The following is a 22,360-nucleotide window of genomic DNA, read 5'->3' as shown; positions in this document are numbered from 1 at the left end:
ATCAATGGCCCCACATCGGATCGGGAGCAAGGAAATGACAGGGACAAATTTTTCTCTTCCTCTCGCGATCCTGCTATGTGCGGGCGTGCTGTCCCCCGTGGGCGGCATGTCCGCCCACGCCCAGGCCACAGTCGCCCCGCGCGATGTCAGGGCCGGCACCTATCAGGTCGATCCCGCGCATACAGAGGCAGGATTTTCGGTGCTCCACATGGGGTTCAGTCATTACAGCGGTGTGTTTTCAAATATTTCGGGCACCCTGACGCTTGATCCCCGCCATCTTTCGGCAACGAATTTACACGTCATCATTCCCATCGCGTCCATCCAGACGCCCAGCATGAAGCTGGATAATGAACTGCGCGGTCCCGAATGGTTCGATACCGCCCGGTTCGCGGATGCGACATTCGTATCCATCAGCCTGCGCCAGACGGGAGCGGATGCGGCCACGCTGAACGGACTGCTTTCGCTTCATGGGATCACGCATCCCCTGACCCTGCAGGTGCATTTCGTGGGTGCCGGGACCAACCCGCTGAACAGGAAATATACGGTAGGCTTTGATGCGACCGGCACGCTGCGGCGCAGCGATTACGGCATCACGGCCTATCTTCCGATGATTGGCGATACGGTGACGCTGCGCATCGCGGGCGCGTTTGAACGGCAGGATTAGGGCGTGGCGCATCCCCCCCGCCGTCAGGGGAAATGTCCCATGAATACAATTCAAAACAGAATAATGTTTTGTCACACGGCCACTTCAATATATATTATATAATACATATTCATGGTATCTTTGGCGTACGAAATATCCCCTTGTAAACCCTTTAATGAATACCAGAACAATTCTGGCGGATAGAATAATTTATCGCATATCAGATCGGCATTTTCCGACATGTGGTTTCCCATCCATGTCTGTAATAACCCATGCCGCCTGTGTGGCATGCTGAATGAAACCCCGCATCTACGTCACGGACAGGCATGGACCATGCAGTCGGGACGGAATGTGGACATGCGCCATTCGAGGGACACTTCTTTTCAGGGCGCGATATCGCCCTTCTGTTTCTCTCCCCAAAAACACAGGCACCATGCCTTCATGGCGACATGCCTGCGCGCGGCTGCCTTTACCCTGCTGCTTCTTTCACTTTCCGGCTTTACGCTCCGGGCGCATGCGGCGGACACGGCGTCCGCCACCCCCGCCATGACCCCTGAACAGGCACAGCAGGTCCTGTCGGTCATGAACGATCCTGAAAAACGGCAGGCGTTCGAGGAAACACTTTCTGCCATCGCGTCCACCCTGCCCGCAACGCCGGCAAAAGCCCCTGCCCCTGCTGCCGCGCCGCCAAAGGGGCATGCACAGGACGAGGTTTCCGTCCAACCCGACAGTCTGGGCAGCGACTTTGTGCAGGACATGTCGTCACTGCGTGGGCGCCTGCTGATACAGGCGCAGCATTTTGTCGCGCTGTTCGGTGATCTCGTCTTTGTCGTGCACTGGACGCACACCGTCTTCACGAACCCGCAGTCACGCGGAATCATGCTGGATGCGGTGGGACGCGCAACCGCCATCCTGCTGATCGCCCTTGCGGCGGAACATGTCTTCTCACTTCTGTTGCGCAAGCCCCTGGCAAACGTGACCGCGCGCGCGATCGCGACCGAGCGCCGTCTGGTCCCGTCCGCCGCCGCGACCGCCTCAACTGCTTCAACCGCCACGGAACAGGCAGACGACAGTGCGGATACCCAGCAGACGCAGCAACGCGACGCGCAGGCGCAGCATGCGACACTGCGCCTGCTGGCCCGGGTTCCCTATTCCCTGCTGCACCTGCTGATAAAGCTTCTGCCGGTGGGGCTGTTTCTGGCACTGGGTTACAGTTTCGCCTACATGCTGACGACAACCCATCAGGCAGCCCTCGTCACGATCACGCTGACCAATGCCTATGTCGTCGCGCGCGTCGTGTACCTGCTGATGGAAACCCTGTTCGTTCCCCATTCCCCGGCCATCCGCCTGTGCAATGCCAGTGACCAGACCGCCTTCATGGTGACACGCTGGCTCAACTTCCTTGTGGCCGCGCCTTCGGTCGTGGTCTGCCTGTCTACGCTGGGCGGGGTATTTGACATGCCTGCCCGCGGGACGGAAGCGATCATACGCACCGTGGTCCTGGTGGAACATATCCTGGTGGCCATCTTCACATGGCGTGTACGCATGCATGTGGCGGCCGCCCTGCAGCCATCCGCCCGGCTGAAAAAACAGCCGTTCTGGATGTTCATGGGACGTCTGGTCTATCTGTGGTGGGTTCCGGCGATGTTCTTCAACTTCGCCCTGTGGCTGATCTGGGCCACGCATATCAGCGGCGGGTACGAATGGATCATACGGACCGTCATCCTGACGACGCTGGTCGTGATATTGTCGCGCCTCTTTTCAGTGCTGGCCTACAACCTGCAGAACCGCCTGTTCCACATGTCCCCCGCGCTGGAGGCGCGTTATCCCGGCCTGCAGGCGCGCGTGGATTATTACTATCCCATCTCCCGCAGGATCCTTGCCTTCCTGCTGTATTTTATCACTGCCGTCCTGTTCCTGCAGTCCCTTGGCCTGCCGGCAATCCATTTCTTCATATATGGTCGGCTAGGCACAAAAATCGTCGGGGCGATCCTGACGGTCCTCGTGGCCTATACGATTGCCATCATCGTGTGGGAAAGCGTCAACGCCGCCCTGCAGCGCCAGATCAGCCATTTTGAAAGCACATCGCAGGAAGGACGCGCCAGCCGCCTGCGAACGGTCCTGCCCATCATCAAGACCGTCCTGCTGGCGATCATCGTCATTATCGTGGCGGTGACCACCCTGTCGCAAATCGGGATCAATGTCGCACCGCTGCTGACGGGCGCGGGCATCATGGGTGCGGCCATCGCCTTTGGTGCGCAGAGCCTGGTCAAGGATTTCATCACCGGCTTTTTCATGCTGGCGGAAAATGCCATCCAGGTTGGCGACTGGGTCACCGCCAGCGGCATTTCCGGCACGGTGGAGCATCTGTCGATCCGCACGCTGCGCCTGCGCTCGGTCAACGGGGACCTTCATATCATCCCGTTTTCCGAGGTGTCATCCATCGCCAATACCTCGCGCGATTACAACCTCGTCGTCACCAATTTCATGATCGACCTGAGCGAGGATCCCCAGCGTGTCGCGGCGATCCTGCATGACGAACTGGAAAAACTTCGCAAGACCACGCGCTATGGTCATCTGATCCTGTCGGAATTCTCGTTCCTCGGGATTGAACAGGCCGACGGCAATGGCGCCAATTTCCTTGGCGCGTTCCGGACGGTGCCGGGTTCGAAATGGACGGTCTATCGCGCGTATTACAGCAGGCTTGCGGTGCGGATGACCAAGGAAGGGGTCAAATTCCCCGTCCCCAGCAGCATCAGCTTCCTTGGGAATGTTCCGGGCGCATCCGGTCTGGACATAAAATATGCCGGCCCCGCCCCCGTCTCGCCAGGTCCGCACGCCGCGTCACCACACGCGGAGGCATAAAAATAATGCCTGCCCCGCGACGTGCATGGGCAGGCAGTGACAGGCCGTTTTGTAAGCGGCAACCTCCCCCGTCCGGCACCGGACAGGGGAGACGCGGCATCAGGCGACGCGGATGTCGATTTTATGCAGCGCCTTGAGGGCATGGGCATCCGGATGCCCGACATGGAACGGCTCTTCGGGCAGCAGTTTGGCGTCAGAGATGTCCGCCAGACGCAGGCAGCTCCACTGTCCCGTGGGCGGGACGCCTTTTTCATGCGCGTCTTCACCGCGAGAGATCAGCACCAGCTCGCCCCCGTCGCCTTCCCCCAGCGCATGGGGGGAGCCGATGTAGTTCTTGCCGTCAAAGGTAAAGCCGACAACGACTTTTTTCTGGATTGCATCACGAAGGATATCGCGAACTGACATTAATATTTTCCGTCTTGACTGGAGGAAACTCTTGCATCCGTTGTTATAACGGAGATCGCCTTTATACCCCTCCCACCAGAACAGAGAAGTGTTGCGCACTGTTGCCAGGTGCAATCCTGACCTGCGCCGCATGACGCGGTTGGTCCGCATCGTCTTTCGTCATGCCGAGGGCGGACAGGGCCTCATGCCCGATCGCAGCGCGGATATCGGGAATGGCCTCTGCCCCCGCATGGTCCGTCCATCATCATTCAGTATTTCAGGATGCTGGCAGTCGCATCCGACAGATCGGACAGTCCGAATGTCCCGTTCCACGCGGCATAGGAAAGAAGGGCAAGCAGGGACAGTCCGACAATGCCTGCCCCTACGTCCTCATATCGCAGGGAAGTCATGGCCTTTCCCATGCGGCCGGAACGCCACCCGCCCCACCGCCCTGACGGTGAACGGAATGACGGACTGGATATCAGCTTTGACATCGATTGAAATCCCGCACCATGAGGTGAACAGAGGCTGCGCTGCAAAAAACACGGACGACCGGGCACATCAGATCATTGCCGCGTCATGCGACATCGACCATTGCGATACTATCGTCCGGTATGTGAGGGCATTCGATCCCATATATCATTTTCGTCAGTGTAATTTATCATAAACACGAATGATATGTAGATTTAATTCACATGCAATGCAATATGATATGAATATGTTTTTTAAAATCCACAAATTAAATTCGTGATTTATATTTGCTGCCGAAAACACTGCACCACACCTTCCCTCCCCGCATGCGGGAATTGCCCTTCCACCTTTCGCCTGCTAACGATTGTCCGTCATTCCCGCAGCCCTGTCCTTCCTGACAGTCAACGGGATTTCATGAAGGCATTGCCATGACAATCGCACGACAGCAGGGGGGCCGGGTCATCATCGCATGGCCGCTGATCCTGCTGGCGTTGATCAGTCGCATCGCCTTTGGCGGCATGGCCGCGCCAGACGACGTGCTGCATCCGGAAACGGAACGCCTGTCGCTGCTGTCGATCCTGTGTCAGGGGGACATGCCCCCGGATGACGGCCATCATGACCATCACCTGCCCGTGGGCGATACAGCGACCCTTCTGACAGAAGCACACGGACTGGACAGTCCCCTGTCAGGGGAAACTGTCTTTTCCGCGCTGGATTCCGGGGTCCTGCTCTCGGGCCTGTGGATCTTTCCACCCGTGCGCGGACCGCCGCGCGCCCGTTACTGCGCGCTCTGCCCGCAGGGACCTCCCCACCTGAGCTGAATCACGTGTTTCCCGCCCCGCCTTTGCGCGGGCGTACCCGATTCATCTTTCAGGTCATCCCAACATGTATCCTGCATTCAGTGCGGTGTTCCGCCACGCGGGCATGGCTGGCTGCGCACTGGCCCTCCTGGCTGGCGCGACGACCATGCCGGCCCGCGCTGGCGACGCCCCTTCAGTATCGTCGCCCTCCCGCTTCCATCATCCCCGCAAGCCCTCCTCCCGCCGCGACGCATCCCCCCGACGGACAGTCCAGCAGCCACCGCACGAGACGATCATGGTTGTCGGCACATCGTCCCACCCCGCGGCCGTGAACGTGCATCCCGCCGGTCAGACGACCTACAGCGCGTCACGCGATGCTTTCGGCACGCATGTGGGCCAGAGCGTCGCCGACATGGTGGTGACCATCCCGGGCGTCAGTTTCGTCGCGGGGAACGGCCCCCGCGATGTCGTGGTCTCGGTGCGCGGATCGGGCGACCGGCAGGCATATGGCATGAAGAACATTCAGGTGCTGGAGGACGGATTTCCCATGACCCAGCCCGATGGCACGGCCCGCTCCGACCTGATTGATCCCCATGCCTATGACGGTATCGACGTGTTTCAGGGACCGGCCTCCACCGTTTATGGCAATTACGCCATCAATGGCGCGATCAATTTCCGGACGCGCCAGGGGGCCGATATCCACGGGGTCGAAATCGGATCGGATTTCGGCAGCTTTGGCATGATCAACAATTACGCGACGCTGGGCCTGGCGGGAAAGAAATATGACCTTGCCATCTTCGGCAGCGACGTGCGCGGCAACGGCTTCATCGCCAACAGCGGATACCAGACATCGACCGAAAACCTGCGCCTGCGGGTCAACCTGACGTCTGCGGACCGCCTGATCGTCAAATTCGTCAACAATATCACCGACACCTATCTGCCGGTGCGCCTGTCACTGGCACAGTACAGGGCCAATCCCTTTCAGTCCGGGTGCAGCGATGCCAGCCATGCCGCCGCCGGATGCGCCAGTGTCAGCCTGCTGGAAAATGGCAGTTACGGGACCCGTGTCGCGGTCAGCCCGCAGGCGGCGGGTCTCGGCCGGTTTGACCGGCGCACGGTCGCGGGGCTGCGGTGGGAACATGACGTCAACGCCAGCACGACCGTGCGGACCCAGTTCACCTATGACCAGAGGCATATCGATCAGCCCACCTCCCCCTATGCCTATACCGGGCCGTACGATTCCTACGCGGGCAGCAGCGACGTCACCAACAGATCACATGTCGGCGGGATGGATCTGACCAGTTTCGGGGGGATCAGCTTTGACGACATGGATGCCCTGTCCATGGTCTATAACGTCACGCCCGCCGGTCATGCCCATCAGGGCGCGCTGAGCCAGTCAAGCTGGAGCCATCAGTGGAACGCGGGCCTGCGGTTCCACGAAGACCTGCACTTTGCCCCGGCATGGCATCTTGTCGTGGGTCTTGGGGGGACATATTCCGGGCTGCACGCGGCGGAAACCCTGTTTACCGGCAGCACGGCTGGCACCAGCCAGAAGGTCGTGACGGCGGACAGGCACTTCTTCAACCTCGCGCCAGAGGCATCGCTTATTTATACGCCATCGCGGGCGTGGACACTGCATACGCGCGTGGGCACGGCCTATGCCACGCCCACCACCTCCAACCTGTTCATCACGCCACAGGGCACCTATGGCAACAATACGCGACTTCGCAGCGAGACAAGCCTGGGGTTCGACCTGGGGGCGGACTGGCGCCCGTTGCCCACCCTGAATCTTCAGGCGACGGGTTTTTATGAGTTCTACCATAACGAACTGGTCAGTCAGTCGGCAGGCGTGAACACCGTGGGATCCTATACCTTCAACGCACCGGCGTCACAGCATCGCGGCGTGGAAATCGGGGCGACATGGACGCCGCTGCCCCGTGCCCTGCCGGGGGGACGCATCATGCTGAGCTATACCTATGACAACCAGATTTACACCAGTTATACCGAAGTACTGTCCAACACCACGATATTACGTGCCCTTGACCGGTCGGGCAGAAGCATCCCCGGCGTCATTCCCCATTTTCTGAATGCCCGCTTTCTTTATGACCAGCCGGATGGCCCGCTGGAGGGTGTCGGCGGCTTTGTCGAGGTCACATGGCGCAGCGATTACTGGCTGGACAATGCCAATATCCTCAAGGCGCCGGGCTATGACCTGCTCAATCTCGAACTGCATTACGATCCGCCCGAACGCTTCGGCTTCGCCCACCGCCTGCATGGCTTTTTCGAGATACAGAACCTTGCCAACCAGACCTATATCGCCGGGGCGACCAACATTACCGATGTACTGGGCGCCAATGGCCACGATGCCGGGGCATCAACGCTGGCGACGCGCACGGGGTCGATTTACGCAGGCTCCCCCCGTGCCTTTTTCGGCGGCGTCAGGATCCGGTTCTAGGGCACGGGCCATCCCCCACCCTGCCGCTCACCCGCCCGGCAGGAGGTTGCGCAGCCGGGTTGCAATCTCGTCCGCGCTGGAATCAACGGGAAACATCGATACCAGATGGTTGGTCCCATCCATCAGGAACAGCATCGAACTGTGATCAATCTGATAATTACCGGCAGTGGCGGCGGTCATCTGGCGGGGACGGACCGTGACATGGAATTCCGCAGCCACCCTGCGGATATCCTGCGGATCGCCGGTCAGGCCGACAATGCGGGGGGAAAAGGACGCCACATAGGCATGGACCCGTGCCGGGGTATCGCGCACCGGATCGACGGAGATGAAAACCGGCGTGACCTGCCGCCCACGTTCCCCCAGCCGGTCCAACGCCGCCGTGACGGTCGCAAGCGTCAGCGGACAGACATCAAGGCAATGGGTATATCCAAAATACAGCAGCGTATAATGCCCCTGAAACGACCGTTCCGTGACCGGATGGCCATGATCATCGACAAGGGCGTACGGCCCCCCGACCGCCTCGGCCGGTCTTTCAACGATCAGGGCCCGGAACGCCGCGGCCGCGCATAGCAGTACGGCAACCGCGCCGGACAGGACCAGCAGCGCGCGCCGGTCATGCCGCCCGCGCGCCCGGTCCGTCCCGTCCCGTCCGCCCTTTCCTGCGCGCGGGGGCTTGGGGGAGGATGACGAACGCTTCATGTCACTGTCGTTACCCCATCTGCCGCCGCAATGCCATGCATGGACATGTCGCCCCATCTGGACCATCGTGGCATGACGCGCAGGCAATGCGCCCCGTCAGGGGCGATGAGGAATACAGATTGCCTGCATGACATGTTCACGGATACGATGCGCCCTGTTGTAACGCAATGTGCGCAATAGGGGATTTTGTTGTATATCAAGCGCAACCTGTTACTGGTCGCTGCGGGCGTGATCGGTCTTGCCGCCCTGCTGTCCCTGGGGGGATATTTCCTCTGGTCGGACCACAGTGACAAGGACTTCGCCAAGCATAATGTCCTGATAAAACATTCGCAGGAAGAAGCTGCCTATGCCAGTCAGCTCGACACCGCGAACCAGACCGTCGTGCGCGACCAGAGCATCTTCCTTGACGTGCATCTGACGGATTTCGACCAGATGGCGACGGAACAGGAAAAGGCCTGGCTACTGAAGGAATATCAGAAGTTCGATGTCAGCCGCGTCAAGGTTTTCGACGGCCTTCACATTTTCCCCTACAAGCCGATTTCCTGCACGGTAAAGCTGTGCTTCGTGCCCATCTTCGCCGAAGAGACCTATGATGATCTGGAAAACCACCGGAAATATATTCAGGTCGATGCGCTGGATGGCATATCACGCACGCTGATCATGGACGCCGAGCAGTTCTGGCGCCTGCGCAAGCTTGTGATCCATGACGACAATATCCTGTTCGCACATCTCAAGGACAGGATGGCGCAGTATGAAAAAGAAGTCGAAATACGCAAGATGAAGGATGAAATGGGGATAAAATAGGGTTTTTCCGCCCCCCTCCCCTCTTATTCCCCCGCATGGGACTGCCACGAATGCTGTTGCCCATTGATGAAAATGAGGAGGTCATTCTCGACATCCGCTATGCCTCCCGCAACAACTTCGTGGGACGCCCGATATATGACCGTGGGGTCGCCCTTCTCAGGATCGAGGCCCATGCCGCATTTCATCGTGCCCTCGCCCGCGCGCGGGCCATCGGTCTGGGGTTCAGGGTATTCGACGCCTTCCGGCCGCTGGAGGCACAGTCCACCCTGTGGGATGCGATATCGGACAGCTCCTTTGTGGCCGATCCCGCGCTTGGCGGCACGCATCCGCGTGGTATCGCGATTGACCTGACCCTGTTCGACCGCGCGACGGGACGCGATCTGCCGATGGGCACGGATTTCGATGCCATGACGCCGCTGTCCGCCCATGCCGCGCTGAACGGGCTTTCACCCGATGCCATACGTAACCGCGCCCTGTTGCTGGGCATCATGACCGCGACAGGCTGGGAACCTTACGAACCGGAATGGTGGCACTATAACCTTCCGGCACGCGAAAACTTTCCGGCCATGGCGGCTGCGGATGTTCCTGATGGCCCCTTGCTGGTCAGATCGGATGGCGGCATCGCCTGAATGTAATCCCGATGACCATTTGAAACAGTCATTCACGGTGATTCCTTCAGTATATTTCACAAAAATTACATGAACGCCGCCTTTTTCAAAAAGGCGGCATCCAGAAATTTCATTACTTCCTGTCAGTCATCTTATTTCAGGCGCTTCCTTATACGACCGGCGACAGCAGCTTTTCCCCGGCGTAGAAGGCCGCGACATTTTTCAGCACCATCTCCCCCATCGCCAGCCGTGTCTCGACCGTGGCGCTGGCGCGATGGGGCTGAAGCACCACATTGTCCATCCCCAGCAAGGCAGGCGGAACATCGGGTTCATGGGCAAAGACATCCAGCCCGGCGGCCCCTATCCGTCCCTGCTGCAGGGCCGTGACCAGGGCGTCCTCGTCCACGATGCTGCCGCGCGCCACGTTGATCAGTGTCCCCTCCGGTCCCAGCGCCTCCAGCACTTTGGCATTGACGATCCCGCGCGATCCCGCGCCGCCTGCCGCCGCGACCACCAGAATCTCGCTCGAACGGGCAAGGTCCTCCAGACCTGCGTGGAAGGTGAACCCGACATCCGTCATTTCCCGCACGTCATTATAGGCAACGCGCATGCCAAAGGCCTCCGCCCTGCGGGCGATCGCGCGGCCGACATGCCCCATCCCCACGATCCCCATGACGCGTCCCGTCACCCGATGTCCCAGCGGGATTGATGCCCCCTGGGGCCATTTCCCGTCGCGCACGTACCGATCGCCCTTGACGATCCCCCTGCTGACCGCCAGCAGCAGCGCAATCGCCATATCCGCCACGTCGTCGGTCAGGACACCCGGGGTGGTGGTGACATGGATATTGCGTTGACGCGCCACGTTGAGATCAACCGCATCCGTGCCGATCCCGTTGATGGCAATCAGCCCCAGCTGGGGCAGGGCCGACATGATATCGGGGGGAACGCCGGTCCCGCCGCCGGTGACCACGGCGCGGATACGTGGCGCGATGGCCGGAAGCGCGGGAACATCGGGAAGGTAATGCACCGTATAGGCATCGTTCAGTGCCTTTTCGATCCGGGGCATCATGCGTTCCATCAACAGGATATCTGGTTTCATCGGCGTTCTCCATCTTCGGTGGGGAAAAGAACATAACAGCAGGCGGCCATGGTCCGCGCCCATCGATGCATCAATAATACGCCATATCCTTTCCACCGGAATTTACCTGCGCAGGCCCATTGCAGCCGTGCTTTTACCCACGCACGCCATCCCGGCAGCAGGGATATTTCCCCCCCCACCCGCGCGATGCGACAGGTGGATGTTTTTTCCATGAAACGATCAGGACAATCGTATATATCCATCCTTCGCATGACATGCCCCCGGCATGATCCGATGGCATCGTCCCTTCATTACTGGACATATGGGAAAAGAACTGGAAAACATGAAGAACAGGACCAGTTTCCGCCTGCATCTTTTACCCTTATCCATCCGGTAGTCCATGAAGACAGGATTTCGCCCACGCAGGGACGACAGTCTGCATGCTGCGTTCCTGCGTCTGATGCCGAGCAGCCTGACGCACTGGCTGGGCGCGCGGGCCATCAGCCTGGCGCCGGAACAGATCGCCCTGCGCGAAGGATTGCGCGCCGCGCTGGCGGTGGGGATCATGATGGCGCTTGCCATGGCGCTGGGCATGCCGTTGATGGCATGGTCCGCCTTTGCCGCATTCTGGACATGCCTGGTCGATCCGGGGGGACCGCTGCGTGTCAGGCTGCGCACGCTGCTGGCGTTTGGCCTGATCGGCACGGTCGTTGCCGCCATCATGTCCATGGCCGCGGGATACGGCCCCATGGTGGCCGCGCCATGTCTGGGGGCAATCGTATTCGCCTGTGGTGTCGGGCGGATGCGCGGTGCCATCGCGACGCAGGTCGGGGCGCTGGCGGCCATCGTTGCCGTGGTGGCGGTATGTTATCCCATGCCGCCACATGGCGCGCTGGCAATCGCGGGGCTGTTCGCGCTGGGGTCGGGATGGGCGCTTGCTATATGCATTGTCGCATGGCCGGTCGATGCCGATGCCCCCCTGCGTCAGGCATGTGCCGCGATTTTCCGGGAGGAAGGACGGATGGCACGTCAGTTGATGATGCCACGTCCGGATTTTCCCGACAGGACGCAGAATGTCCCGCGCGACACTGGCGCCTATCGACGCGAAATCCGCATGCGCATCGAACTGGCGCGGGGACGTATCGAAACGCTCTCCCCCTATACCGCCAGCGACCAGACGCGCGCCCTTTTGCTATCGGCGCTGGAAACAGCCGACCGGATTTTCGTGGTCCTCATCGCCTTTGAACATGCGGTCCTGTCCCGCCCGCGCTCCCCGGAACAGCGGCGGATCATCCGGCGCATCAGGAGCGTGATGGAACGCACCGCCCGGATGATGATGCAGCCCCTTCCCGATACCCGGAGGCTGGAACAGCAGGTTGTACGGCTTCGTGCGTCATCCGGGGGCGAAAGCACCCTTTTCGGATCAGGTGCGCTAATCTGCGCGGAGGCATTGGGGAATTTCATCGCGACCCTCCGGGGCACGCCACGCCACGCGCCCCTGCCCATGGAAAGCCGTCCCCGGCCTTCCGCGTCGAAATGGCATGGATGGCAGGTGGTCCTGCGCCATTCCGCCCGCCTGTCGGTGTCCGTCCTGATCGCCTATGGCATTACGCTGGAATTCGCCCTTCCCTATGCCTACTGGGCCATGATGGCTGTAATCGTGGTCATGCAGCCACAGGCGACGGCCACGCTGCCGCGTACGATCGAACGTGTCATCGGCAGCATCGCCGGCGGAATGGCCGCCGCCATCATGGGCGTCATATTTCCCGTGTGGCTGATACTGGCGACGATTTTCCCGCTTGCGGCGGCGACCATCGCATTCAGGGCGGTCAATTACACGCTGCTTGTCCTGTTCATGACGCAGTTGTTCGTGCTGGTCACGGATCTGGTCAGTCCCGCGATGGGCTGGGATGTCGGTCTGGCGCGTTCGCTGGACAATATCATCGGCAGTCTGGTCGGATTTGCGGGATGCCTGCTACTCTGGCCGGAACGCGGTTCCCCTCCGCTCACGACACAGGTGGCCGACGCCTTCATCGCCAATATCCGTTACGCCATAATGGCAGCAACCTTTCCAATCACGGATCATGACAGGATCGAACAGGCCCGGCGCATGGCCGGCACCGCCAGCACGCGGGCCGAAATCCGTTATCAGCAAAGCAGGCTGGAAGGACTGCGCAGGTCCCCCCGTCTGGAGATGACGGGACAGATCCTGCTTTCCCTGCGTCACATCGCGGGCGCAGCAAGTGTCAACTGGATGGAACGTTCCTGCGCGCCGTCCGATATGCGCCCGCCGCCATCATCACGGTGGGATACGATCAGGCAGCGCATGGCATGGTCGGACATCGCCGCGACATCCCCGGACATTCCGCCAACGCTTGAGGAAATGGCGGCGATGCTGAACGATCCTGCCATCGTCCCCGAAAACGCTCCGACCTGATGTAAAATGCCCGCCATGCACTGTTTACATGGGAAGTTTCTGCCGACGCTTTTTTAAAATGCCAAAAGAACGCGGCCTGTTTGAAAAAAGGCGGCACCCGGAAACTTTTGTCAATTTTACCAGTGGGTCGTTTTCAGACAATCCCTTCAGGAATCCAGCACCGAACGCGGACGTCCGTTCGCATCAAGGGCGACAAAAACGAAATGTCCTTCTGTCACTTTCTGGATTTCGCTTGTATGACGCACCCGCCGCCATGCCTCGACCGCGATGGTCATGGAGGTACGGCCAACCTTTATGATGCTTGTATAAATACTGACCTCGTCACCAACCGATACGGGACGATGGAATACAACCCGGTCAATCGCGACCGTGGCACACCGTCCCCGTGCCCGCAGGGCCGCCGTGGTGCTGGCGGCGATATCCATCTGTGATATCAACCACCCGCCAAAAATATCTCCCGCCGGGTTGGTATCAGCGGGCATGGCCACGACACGGATGGCCAGATCACCTGACGGAGCGGCCGTGTTTTCATTCATGAGTTTCCCCTTTCACGCCACGCGTGCATTTTTCTTGTTTTCGTAATGGGAAGGGCAGATTCCGAATTCTGTCTTTTTATGAATTGTCCGTATCATACATGATTGTTTTCAGGTCATGCAGCCACGCAGTCCCAACAGGCCGCACATTTTTGTGACAGATCGCGACCTCAAAAATCACACGAAATACGTCCCCCCACAAATCGCGGCGCCCCGGGAATATAGAAATATGTCGTGGTCGCCATCCCTCCGCTTTCGGCATAACGCCGGTTCAGCAGGTTGGTGGCGTAAACGGTCGCGGACCAGTGGCTGGACGCGGGATGAAACGTCATATGCGCGCCCAGCAGGAAATACGGCGGAAGACGATAGAAACCAGTTCCCCCGGGGGTTATCGCCTGACTGTCGCGATAGAGCCAGTCAGGCCCCACATCCAGACCATAATGCGGTCCCAGTGGCTGCCGCCATTCCGCATTGCCATTCAGCGTCAGCTTGGGCTGTCCATTATCAACCCCGGCGAAATTGTCATCTATGGCCTTCCACACGCCATGCTGCGCGTAATAGGCATTGGTCGCAGCACGGTTCACGGTGGGAAAGTTCTGGAAATTACCACGCTGCCAGCCCAGATTCTGCGTCACGAACAGATGCGCGAACGGATGGATATCCAGCGTCGCCTCAAATCCCCAGCTTTCGGATTTGGGGGCATTGGTAATTTCACTCAAAGGACCATAATTGGGGATCAGAACGGTCCCGACAATCTGCTGGTTATGATAATCGTTATAAAATGCCGCCGCATTGAGACGCAGCCTGTTCGGGAACGGATCGCTTTTCAGGCCAAGTTCATAGGTCAGCACGGTTTCCGGCCTGAAGGGATCAAGCTGCGCCTGGACCTGGGTATTGTTGGCGGTAAAGCCACCGGGCTTGAACCCCTTGCTGATCTTGAAATAGACCAGCGCATGCTGGGCTGCCTGCCATGACACGCCCGCCTGTCCCGCGTACTGCGCGGCGGCCGTGCTCTCCCCATGGAAATCCTGCTGGCTTCCACCGAAAATGACCGACTGAAGGCCGGAGATGGAACGATCATCGATTTCATGCAGCAACCCTGCCCACAGGGTGACGCCATGGGGAAAGCGATAGCTGATGTTCCCGAATTCCGACGTGCTTTCCTGATCCATGCCGAAATGGGTCGCCATCATGTAACCGCGTTGTGGCACGTAATCGGTATAATCGAAAAAGAAACGCTGCTGCATGCGACTGCGCTGGTAAAAGGCGCCCACCGTCCACTGGAACCTGTCATGGGGATGCGATGACTGAAGCCGCACCTCCTGTGTAAAGGCGTTCGCATCGATGGTGCGATAGGTATCGGCCTGCGCCAGGGCCGTGCCGTCCTGATCGGTATATTCCCCCTCACGCTCGGTCTCGAACGCGCTGATAGACGAGAAGGTCACGAGCCCGAAATCATGGGAAAAATGAACGTCCGCGCCCCAGAACTGATCATGCTCGCTGGGTTTGAGGCCGGTCTTGCGCCCGATCAGGTGTGCGAACGCGTCGCGCATGGACCATTCGGTCTGCTGCCAGCCTTCCACCGGCAGGCCGGAGGTGCCGACAAGCTGGTGGACGGGGATGCCGTTGACGACCTCGTTGTCGTCCTGCGTGAAATGACCCGATATCATCAGGGTCGTATGGCTGTCGGGCGTCCATTTCAGCTTGCCACGCAGGGCCCATAGGTTGGCATCCCCCAGATGATCCCCATTGAGGGGATCGCGCTGCCAGCCGCCACCCTGCTGTGTCTGCCCCGCGAGGCGGAAGCTCAGCCCCTTCGCAAGCGGTCCGGAAACGTAGGCCTCGCTCCGGCTGCGGGCATACGACGCGATGTCCTGCCGGGCGCCATAATGCCACGTATCGGTCGGATCATTGGTACGCAGGCGCACTTCCCCGCCTGTATCCGACTGCCCATGGCGCGTTCCCACTGGGCCGGGCGTCACCTCCGCACCCGCCATGTCGAACATCATCCCATCCGTCATGGTGGAAAAGGCGAACGGCACATCATCGAAATAGGACAGGACCGTCGGCATATTGTTCTGCGTGAAGTCATTGAAACCAACGCCACGCAGATAAAAATTGGTCGAGGCCGTTCCATTGATGCTCTGGATGGTCAGGTTCGGCGCCACCCGCTCCAGCCCACGCAGGGAGACCACGCCACGTTCGATCAGGCGGGCGGCCGTCAGTCGCGTATCCGCGTCAGGGACATTCTGGGCCTCGGGATAGGAAAAATCACGTCGCTGCGCACTGACCGTGATGGCCTCCACTTTGGGGCGCGCGGGCGCGGCCGGACGCTGGTGACGCGGGCGGCCATGATGCGGGTTTCCGGTGGCCGCCTGAACATGCACAGGGACCGCCAGGATCGCCAGCCCCCATGCCAACAGCCAGACATGACGACGCGACAGGACAGGCAGCGCGGGGACAGGTCGTTTCAAGACAGGTCGCATCCGGATATTTCTGTCATATTCCAGCATTTGTACGGCTTCATGACGTCACCTTATGCCGGTATGGACAGATCCCCCTGCACCCCATGCGTGGATAACGGCATATCCTGCACACATGTCGCATCCATCACGGGACATAACCATCCTGCTCCTGCTGTCATTTCCGCATGGAACCATAAAGGCCATGACGATGATGTAAAGCGCCGCAATATGCCCCCATATCCTTGACGACAGGGCATATGTATCGGAAAGCATCATCTGGAATGTTATGACAATATTTGCTCTATTTCGACAGGGACGGACCTTTACATTCCCATTTCGAAAAATACAACCGGGATATGGTCTGTATGTGGCCTTCGACATCCGGGTGCCACCCACGAACAAAAATCGCGACAAGCAGCAGCAGCGCCAGAACCGATACGACGGGACTGAATTTTTTCTGGAAATCCTCCGTCCAGATGCGAAATCCCAGCACCATGACAAGTCCCACCGTCCCGCCGACAATCGTCTCCGTCACGGTATGATAGCCCAGCGCGACGCGGGTCCAGCCCTCGCACACCGCGATGGCCAGCGCGCCGCCCATCAGCACGGACCGTCGCACACGGGTCAGGGACAGCAGCCCGCCATAGACCATCGTTGCCGCCATGGTATGGCCGCTGGGGCTGTACAGGACGCGGTGACGGCCGGGACCACATGCCTCCAGATAAAGCTTGAGCAGCAGGACCAGCCCAGAACCGGCCCCGATCATGACGGCCCATGCCATGGCCATGCGCCAGCAGCGGCATAACAGGAAAACAAGAAAGACACCTGCTTCGATGGGAATGATGACTGCCTGATCCCCGGCATTGGTAATGAACTGCATCCAGCGGCACCCTGTTTCACGCATGAATCTGCGGTCTGTCCGTCTCCGTCATGGCGTGTCCCCGCGCCACCTGCGCATACATGTCCGGCAATGCAAGCTGCGCGGGCCGTGACGCGCGGGCCGCCATGCAGAGCAGGTCGATGCGGGCGATCGCGGCGATCAGCATTGCGATCAGCAGATAAAAATCGAGGAAGCCTACCGTCGGACTTGAAAGGCTGGCGGCGATCAGGCGGGCGACCAGCGCGGGGATCACCCCCTCGATCACCAGCCGCTCGGGTCCGGGGGGGACGCGTTTGCGCGCGCCCATCGCCGCGCGCAACAGCTTCCAGTCGAAAACCATCAACCCCATCACCCCCACAAGGCCGATGGTCGACAACAGGCCCGGCAGCAGGCTGGATGCCCGGTTGCTGCCCCACCCCACCCCGAGGCCATAGGTTTCGGCCACCAGCGACATGGAATCACGGTCAACCTGCGAACGGTCCTGATAGGACTGGCTGTCCTTCTTTTCGGCCGTGGACTGGAACACGAACTGCGCTGCCGGCACGACCTGGGGCGCGACGGTCACCAGCACCAGCACCCCACACCCCAGCAGGGCGATCCCCACCGCGATCAGCCGGCTTATGTTGCCCAGCAGCTTCATCGCCCCCGTCGCCAGGGCCGCGACCGGCAGCAGGCATATTTCCACGGCCACGGTAATGAACCCGGTGGTCGAGGTCGTGCAGACCAGCGCCATGGCCGAGGCCGGAACCAGCCATTTCGCAGATGCCACCGAATATCCCTGCAGGACGATCCAGACACTTGAAAACAGGATTTCGCTCAAAAACGCGGCGCAGGCGGCGGGTTCGGAAAATGAGGCGTTGATACGCGGCACGGGCCCGGCCGTCTGGGTATTGAGCACCGCCCAGCCGGGGTTGGAATAAAAGAACGTGTCAGGAAACGGGACCCCGGCGACCCGATGGGCGAACTGCCACATGCAGATGCCCACGACACACCATCCCGACAGCAGGAAGGTGCGATACAGCCGGTCCAGCCGCACGTCCGTGCGGGTCATGAAACGCGCGGCGATCACAAGGAAGACGGCATTGATCACAAGATACATATCCTGTGAGATATTGCCGAAATTGGGGGCCAGCAGGACCCTGCCGCCCACGGAATCGCTTTTCTGCGGCCAGACCATGACCTGATTCATGAACAGGCGCGGCATGATGATGGAGGCCAGCAGCGTCCACCCCACCACCAGAATGAACGGAAGGCACAGCGCCATGACCGTCCGTTCCCCGGGATAATGGACCCCCATTATCCATTGCAGGAGCACGAAGCTCATGAACGCCATGGCGGGCACCATGGCGGGCTGAACCCCCAGCCCGCCCAGAATCAGCGCCGCGGAAGCCGGAAGGACCCCCGCCAGCAGCAGGATATGAAGCATCCAGATCGGACGCATCCATAACAGGAGACAGAGTGGGAACAGGATTATCCCGACAAGTGGAATGGTCATCGCGCGTAACCTCTGCCTTTCCCATCAGTCCCCTTTCGCCCCTATTCCGCCGCCTGCATCCCCCGCGCATGGACGTCCTGCATGGCGCGTTCCACCACCCTGAACATGGCCTGCCGGAAAGCTTCGCGTGAAAAGCGCCGGGCATTGATCCGGCAGGCCTGCGGGGTGATCCTGTCCTGCATGCCCTCAAACCGTTCGACCGCATCAATGATGGCGTCGGCATCCTGTTGCGCGAAAAGAACGCCTGTCGGACCATCGGGCGCATCCTCGCCCCGCACGATGTCGCATGCCCCGCCGCGCCCGAAAACGATCAGGGGCGTGCCGCAGGCCTGTGCCTCCACCATCGCGATGCCGAAATCCTCCTCCCCGGCAAAGACAAAGGCACGGGCCCTGCGCATCATCGCCAGGACTTCGGCATCACTGACGCGACCACGAAAGACGATGTTCGGCGCATCCCCCGCGACCTTGCGGATCCGCTCACGCTCCGGCCCGTCGCCCGCGACATGCAGGATGCGCTGCGGCATGCGGCGGAATGCCTCCACCACAAGGTCGATGCGCTTGTAGGGCACCATGCGCGATATCACGACATATGCGTCATCCCGCGGCTGTTCCGGTCCGTCAAAACGCGCGATATCGACCGGGGGGTACACAACCGTCGCCTCACGGCGGTAAACCTTCATGATCCGGCGCGCGATATAGCTGGAATTCGCGACAAAGGCATCCACCCCGGCCGCGGACCGTACGTCCCAATTGCGCAGGCGATGCAGCAGCCAGCGCGCATACAGCCCCCGCGCCCCGCCCTCCATACGCCCCTGGCGCAGATACGCGGCCTGCATGTCCCAGGCATATCGCATCGGTAAATGTACGTAACAGACATGCACCTGATCCGGCCCCGTAATAACACCTTTCGCCACCGCATGATTACTCGAAATCACAAGGTCGAAGCCCGACAGGTCCAGCTGTTCGATCGCAATGGGCATCAGGCCGAGGTAGTAGCGGAAATACTTCCGCGCGAGGGGCAGGTTCTGGATGAATGTGGTCTGAACGCGACGCCCGCCCAGCATGACGCGTTCCGCGCCCGGCATGAAATCGACGATGGCAAACAGCGCCGCCTGCGGATACATGATCAGAAGCTGTTCCAGCACGCGTTCGGAACCGGCATAATGTTCCAGCCATTCATGGACGATGGCGACGCGCATCGTCTTTTGTTCCGGCTGCACCGGATGAAGAACATTCATGAACGGACCCTCCCGCTTCCCGGCGGCCACGGTTTCGCGCCGCACGGGAAGCTGCATGCTTTACAGATGAAAGACGTGGGCGTTATCCATATCCCGAGATATCAATACCAAAGGCAACATCCGTCCATTCATGAACGCGAACGGATGCGTTACCGCGCAGGAGATGACCCTTGCCCCTGAAATCGCGCAGGAAAACATCGAGCATTTCCCCTTTCCCTTCTCCCATGACGCGTCCCGCCACGCCGGACCGCCTGCGCCCTGCGCGCGGGATCGTCCTTGGCCTGATACTCGGCGCCGTGGGATGGGGCGTCATCATCGCAGGCGTCCTCCTGCTCAGATGAACGCAGATGGAACCTTAAAAGTGCCGTTCATAAATTTTTATGACATCACCCGGCTTCACATAGTCGTAGGGTTTCAGGTACCCGACGACCGTACGGTCCCCCATCTGCCGCGCGACATAGGCACGGGTTTCCAGCGCGCGATAGGTAAATCCCCCGCCCGCCGCCACGGCCGTAAGCAATGTCATCCCGGGCTGGTATGGATACTGTCCCGGCTTTGCCACCTCCCCCAGGACAGAGACGAGACGATAGGCCGAGACCTCGACCGAGACATTCGGTTCGCGCAGCATGCGGGCCGATTGCAGGGCCTTTGAGACTTCCGCGCTGAATTCCTCCGTCGTCAGTCCGGCGGCCTGCAGGCTGCCTGCGACGGGGAAAGCAACCTTTCCACTGCTGTCAACGCGAAAATCCGAAGTGAACTGATCCTGCTCATACGTCATGACGCGGATTTCATCATCCACGCCCAGACGGTACTGAGCCGGGTCATAGGGGGGAACATGCTTCAGATCCCAGCCGGGCGCGCAGCCTGCAAGCAGGCCCCCCATCATGCCCGTAAATGCCGGCAGCCAGATGGCGGCGCGGCGGGTTCTTGAACAGGTAGTCGGCATGCGTGGTATGCTCCTGTCATAATATCTGTCCAGGCAGGCGAACCAGACGACCCCGATGCGCGCGTTCCCTAAAGCGAGAGATGAAATCCGACCAGAAATGTGTGAATGGGAAACTGTCCACTGCCCACCGTATTCTGACTGCTGAAATCATAATTGGCCGCCAGGCGCATATGGCGGTTGATCAGCCAATCCACCTCGGCGCCCACGCCGTAGTACGTCTGGTTGTTGCGCTCCTGATACAGGACCGTGTTCTGTAAAAAGGCCGGAGCGGACGGATAGTTCGCTTTCTGTATCTGTCCGTACGCAGAAAAAACAATATTGCGCTGATAGGTGTGGGTAACCCCGATGCGCGCGCCGGTAAAAGTATAACCCACGACATTTTCAAAGGCGCTGTCCTCAATGCCGTGACGGACACTCAGGGTCGCGGTCGTCAGGCGCGTTGGCGACCAGCTCAGCTCCGCCTCCGCCATCGGGGAATTGATCGTCCCATACCCGTTCGCGCTGTAACGACGCGTCTGATACCCCACCAGCGCACGGAAACGCAGGGGGCCGCGCATGCCGAAATCATAACCCGCCATGACCGACGCCCCGTTGGAATCACGCGATGGCGCGCCCGTAAGCTGGGTCTGGTAACGGATTTCGGTGCCCTGCATCACCAGCAGGATATGACTGTCCTGACGCATTTCATACTGCGCCGTCACCCCTTCGGTAATCAGGACGCGGTCGCGGTAACTCTGGCTCGGCTGCGAAGGTGTCGGGGCGAAATTGTCGAAATAATACCGCTGCACGTCCACCTGCGGAATAAAGCTGAAACGCCCGTGGGTCGTCGCGGTATAGCTCAGCCTTCCGTCATCCACCTGATAGGGAACGGGATGATTGACGATCAGCGCGCCAAGGTCCGTGGGCATCTGGACCAGCGCAAGGTGGGTGTACGACACGCCGATCGTATCATGTCCGAAATCATGGACCCCGCCGACATTCGCCGTCCAGTTCGTGCGGTTCTGGATGCTGCGGGAGGGATAGCGAATGTCGTCCACGCTGATGCTGCCATGGACCTGATCGCGCTTTCCCCATCGCGACACGGCCGACAGGTTCCCCTGCGTGGAGATGACCGCACTGGAATGACCGCCAACGTTACGGTCAACGTTGTTGGCATAGCCTTCCGATTCGCTACCTTCCGCATCGATGCGCAGGGGTCCATAACGCTTGCCCAGCGGGGCGTACGCCCCCATCGCGCGCACCTGCGCGGGCTCTTCCGACAGATCACCCGCGCCACTGCCGATGGCCGGGAAATAGTTGTCGATAACCTGGGCAAGCGCGCTGTCGACCGAAAGAAAAGGGGCGGCAGCGGTCAAGCCCAGCCTGATGACCATTATTTTGCGCACCAGATACCCTATTGGAGATTCATGACAGGAAGGAGGGGAAGGACTAGAGTCATCTGGGAATGGCCCCGAAAATATTATTTTTAATTCTCAACTTATCACGGCTTGTAACCATACAGATTTAATCCCCTATCCAAGATTAAATTCGTTCAGCGTCATTTTTATCTGCATGTTTTT

The 22,360-nt window shown here is 60.0% G+C and carries 19 protein-coding genes; 8 read left to right on the top strand and 11 right to left on the bottom strand.

Annotated elements, in window-relative coordinates:
* Nucleotides 1-34: 34 nt before the first annotated feature.
* Both NJLHNGOC_RS07620 and NJLHNGOC_RS07615 read left to right on the top strand, forming a co-directional pair.
* Nucleotides 35-664: a YceI family protein gene (locus NJLHNGOC_RS07620; RefSeq protein ID WP_206059734.1), complete on the top strand. Its 630-nt coding sequence runs from the start codon at nucleotides 35-37 to the stop codon at nucleotides 662-664.
* A gap of 420 nt (nucleotides 665-1,084) precedes the next feature.
* Nucleotides 1,085-3,508 (top strand): mechanosensitive ion channel family protein, encoded by a 2,424-nt coding sequence (locus NJLHNGOC_RS07615; protein WP_239021402.1) that lies wholly within the window; start codon nucleotides 1,085-1,087, stop codon nucleotides 3,506-3,508.
* A 99-nt stretch (nucleotides 3,509-3,607) separates the two neighbouring features.
* Here the strand turns inward: NJLHNGOC_RS07615 and NJLHNGOC_RS07610 are convergent, their stop codons facing one another.
* Both NJLHNGOC_RS07610 and NJLHNGOC_RS15910 read right to left on the bottom strand, forming a co-directional pair.
* Nucleotides 3,608-3,913, bottom strand: a complete 306-nt coding sequence (locus NJLHNGOC_RS07610) for a hypothetical protein (RefSeq protein WP_113595837.1) — start codon at nucleotides 3,911-3,913, stop codon at nucleotides 3,608-3,610.
* A 248-nt stretch (nucleotides 3,914-4,161) separates the two neighbouring features.
* Nucleotides 4,162-4,302: a hypothetical protein gene (locus NJLHNGOC_RS15910; protein ID WP_165837877.1), complete on the bottom strand. Its 141-nt coding sequence runs from the start codon at nucleotides 4,300-4,302 to the stop codon at nucleotides 4,162-4,164.
* Between the two features lie 489 nt (nucleotides 4,303-4,791).
* Here NJLHNGOC_RS15910 and NJLHNGOC_RS07605 point away from each other — a divergent pair, with 489 nt between their 5' ends.
* Entirely contained in the window at nucleotides 4,792-5,184 is a 393-nt protein-coding gene (locus NJLHNGOC_RS07605; RefSeq protein ID WP_113595836.1) for a hypothetical protein, read from the top strand.
* 145 nt (nucleotides 5,185-5,329) lie between these two features.
* Entirely contained in the window at nucleotides 5,330-7,618 is a 2,289-nt protein-coding gene (locus NJLHNGOC_RS07600) for a TonB-dependent receptor family protein (RefSeq protein WP_165837883.1), read from the top strand.
* A 27-nt stretch (nucleotides 7,619-7,645) separates the two neighbouring features.
* Here NJLHNGOC_RS07600 and NJLHNGOC_RS07595 read toward each other — a convergent pair whose 3' ends face one another.
* Complete coding sequence (locus tag NJLHNGOC_RS07595; protein WP_113595835.1) at nucleotides 7,646-8,317, bottom strand: SCO family protein; 672 nt, start codon at nucleotides 8,315-8,317, stop codon at nucleotides 7,646-7,648.
* A gap of 189 nt (nucleotides 8,318-8,506) precedes the next feature.
* On the opposite strand from NJLHNGOC_RS07595, the gene NJLHNGOC_RS07590 reads away from it, so the two are divergent.
* On the top strand, nucleotides 8,507-9,121 hold the full coding sequence (locus NJLHNGOC_RS07590; protein ID WP_113595834.1) for a hypothetical protein: 615 nt from the start codon (nucleotides 8,507-8,509) through the stop codon (nucleotides 9,119-9,121).
* A 50-nt stretch (nucleotides 9,122-9,171) separates the two neighbouring features.
* Entirely contained in the window at nucleotides 9,172-9,750 is a 579-nt protein-coding gene (ddpX, locus tag NJLHNGOC_RS07585; RefSeq protein ID WP_113595833.1) for a D-alanyl-D-alanine dipeptidase, read from the top strand.
* A gap of 148 nt (nucleotides 9,751-9,898) precedes the next feature.
* Here the strand turns inward: ddpX and NJLHNGOC_RS07580 are convergent, their stop codons facing one another.
* Nucleotides 9,899-10,828, bottom strand: a complete 930-nt coding sequence (locus tag NJLHNGOC_RS07580) for a 2-hydroxyacid dehydrogenase (protein WP_113595832.1) — start codon at nucleotides 10,826-10,828, stop codon at nucleotides 9,899-9,901.
* 379 nt (nucleotides 10,829-11,207) lie between these two features.
* Here NJLHNGOC_RS07580 and NJLHNGOC_RS07570 point away from each other — a divergent pair, with 379 nt between their 5' ends.
* Nucleotides 11,208-13,244, top strand: a complete 2,037-nt coding sequence (locus NJLHNGOC_RS07570; RefSeq protein WP_113595830.1) for an FUSC family protein — start codon at nucleotides 11,208-11,210, stop codon at nucleotides 13,242-13,244.
* 146 nt (nucleotides 13,245-13,390) lie between these two features.
* Here NJLHNGOC_RS07570 and NJLHNGOC_RS07565 read toward each other — a convergent pair whose 3' ends face one another.
* The 5 genes from NJLHNGOC_RS07565 to NJLHNGOC_RS07545 form a co-directional block, all read right to left on the bottom strand.
* Nucleotides 13,391-13,780 carry an acyl-CoA thioesterase gene (locus NJLHNGOC_RS07565; protein WP_113595829.1) on the bottom strand — a complete coding sequence of 130 codons (390 nt, stop codon included), beginning with the start codon at nucleotides 13,778-13,780 and terminating at the stop codon, nucleotides 13,391-13,393.
* Nucleotides 13,781-13,947: 167 nt separating this feature from the next.
* The gene (locus NJLHNGOC_RS07560) at nucleotides 13,948-16,200 is read right to left on the bottom strand and encodes a TonB-dependent receptor (RefSeq protein ID WP_408890685.1); all 2,253 of its coding nucleotides are present in this window, start codon (nucleotides 16,198-16,200) and stop codon (nucleotides 13,948-13,950) included.
* Between the two features lie 343 nt (nucleotides 16,201-16,543).
* Nucleotides 16,544-17,146, bottom strand: coding sequence for a phosphatase PAP2 family protein (locus tag NJLHNGOC_RS07555; RefSeq protein ID WP_239021400.1), 603 nt, complete (start codon nucleotides 17,144-17,146; stop codon nucleotides 16,544-16,546).
* Entirely contained in the window at nucleotides 17,139-18,617 is a 1,479-nt protein-coding gene (locus NJLHNGOC_RS07550; RefSeq protein WP_113595828.1) for a hypothetical protein, read from the bottom strand. Before NJLHNGOC_RS07550 ends, NJLHNGOC_RS07555 begins: the two co-directional genes overlap by 8 nt.
* Nucleotides 18,618-18,658: 41 nt before the next feature.
* The gene (locus tag NJLHNGOC_RS07545) at nucleotides 18,659-19,855 is read right to left on the bottom strand and encodes a glycosyltransferase (RefSeq protein WP_113595872.1); all 1,197 of its coding nucleotides are present in this window, start codon (nucleotides 19,853-19,855) and stop codon (nucleotides 18,659-18,661) included.
* A 170-nt stretch (nucleotides 19,856-20,025) separates the two neighbouring features.
* Here NJLHNGOC_RS07545 and NJLHNGOC_RS15905 point away from each other — a divergent pair, with 170 nt between their 5' ends.
* Nucleotides 20,026-20,196 (top strand): hypothetical protein, encoded by a 171-nt coding sequence (locus NJLHNGOC_RS15905; protein ID WP_165837869.1) that lies wholly within the window; start codon nucleotides 20,026-20,028, stop codon nucleotides 20,194-20,196.
* Between the two features lie 14 nt (nucleotides 20,197-20,210).
* Here the strand turns inward: NJLHNGOC_RS15905 and NJLHNGOC_RS07540 are convergent, their stop codons facing one another.
* Nucleotides 20,211-20,801 carry a polysaccharide biosynthesis/export family protein gene (locus NJLHNGOC_RS07540; RefSeq protein ID WP_110530461.1) on the bottom strand — a complete coding sequence of 197 codons (591 nt, stop codon included), beginning with the start codon at nucleotides 20,799-20,801 and terminating at the stop codon, nucleotides 20,211-20,213.
* A gap of 68 nt (nucleotides 20,802-20,869) precedes the next feature.
* On the bottom strand, nucleotides 20,870-22,156 hold the full coding sequence (locus tag NJLHNGOC_RS07535; protein WP_239021399.1) for an outer membrane beta-barrel protein: 1,287 nt from the start codon (nucleotides 22,154-22,156) through the stop codon (nucleotides 20,870-20,872).
* Nucleotides 22,157-22,360 lie beyond the last annotated feature (204 nt).

The organism is Novacetimonas cocois (assembly GCF_003311635.1).
GTDB classification, from domain to species: Bacteria; Pseudomonadota; Alphaproteobacteria; order Acetobacterales; family Acetobacteraceae; genus Novacetimonas; species Novacetimonas cocois.
Note: the sequence above shows the minus strand (reverse complement) of the source record. Positions and strands in the feature narration are given on the sequence as shown.

What these genes read in the sequence shown, in the direction of transcription:
- NJLHNGOC_RS07620 (WP_206059734.1), top strand. Translation starts at nt 35, where the DNA reads ATGACAGGGACAAATTTTTCTCTTCCTCTCGCGATCCTGCTATGTGCG.
- NJLHNGOC_RS07615 (WP_239021402.1), top strand. Translation starts at nt 1,085, where the DNA reads ATGGCGACATGCCTGCGCGCGGCTGCCTTTACCCTGCTGCTTCTTTCA.
- NJLHNGOC_RS07610 (WP_113595837.1), bottom strand. Translation starts at nt 3,913, where the DNA reads ATGTCAGTTCGCGATATCCTTCGTGATGCAATCCAGAAAAAAGTCGTT.
- NJLHNGOC_RS15910 (WP_165837877.1), bottom strand. Translation starts at nt 4,302, where the DNA reads ATGACTTCCCTGCGATATGAGGACGTAGGGGCAGGCATTGTCGGACTG.
- NJLHNGOC_RS07605 (WP_113595836.1), top strand. Translation starts at nt 4,792, where the DNA reads ATGACAATCGCACGACAGCAGGGGGGCCGGGTCATCATCGCATGGCCG.
- NJLHNGOC_RS07600 (WP_165837883.1), top strand. Translation starts at nt 5,330, where the DNA reads ATGCCGGCCCGCGCTGGCGACGCCCCTTCAGTATCGTCGCCCTCCCGC.
- NJLHNGOC_RS07595 (WP_113595835.1), bottom strand. Translation starts at nt 8,317, where the DNA reads ATGAAGCGTTCGTCATCCTCCCCCAAGCCCCCGCGCGCAGGAAAGGGC.
- ddpX (WP_113595833.1), top strand. Translation starts at nt 9,172, where the DNA reads ATGCTGTTGCCCATTGATGAAAATGAGGAGGTCATTCTCGACATCCGC.
- NJLHNGOC_RS07580 (WP_113595832.1), bottom strand. Translation starts at nt 10,828, where the DNA reads ATGAAACCAGATATCCTGTTGATGGAACGCATGATGCCCCGGATCGAA.
- NJLHNGOC_RS07570 (WP_113595830.1), top strand. Translation starts at nt 11,208, where the DNA reads ATGAAGACAGGATTTCGCCCACGCAGGGACGACAGTCTGCATGCTGCG.
- NJLHNGOC_RS07565 (WP_113595829.1), bottom strand. Translation starts at nt 13,780, where the DNA reads ATGAATGAAAACACGGCCGCTCCGTCAGGTGATCTGGCCATCCGTGTC.
- NJLHNGOC_RS07555 (WP_239021400.1), bottom strand. Translation starts at nt 17,146, where the DNA reads ATGCGTGAAACAGGGTGCCGCTGGATGCAGTTCATTACCAATGCCGGG.
- NJLHNGOC_RS07550 (WP_113595828.1), bottom strand. Translation starts at nt 18,617, where the DNA reads ATGACCATTCCACTTGTCGGGATAATCCTGTTCCCACTCTGTCTCCTG.
- NJLHNGOC_RS07545 (WP_113595872.1), bottom strand. Translation starts at nt 19,855, where the DNA reads ATGAATGTTCTTCATCCGGTGCAGCCGGAACAAAAGACGATGCGCGTC.
- NJLHNGOC_RS07540 (WP_110530461.1), bottom strand. Translation starts at nt 20,801, where the DNA reads ATGCCGACTACCTGTTCAAGAACCCGCCGCGCCGCCATCTGGCTGCCG.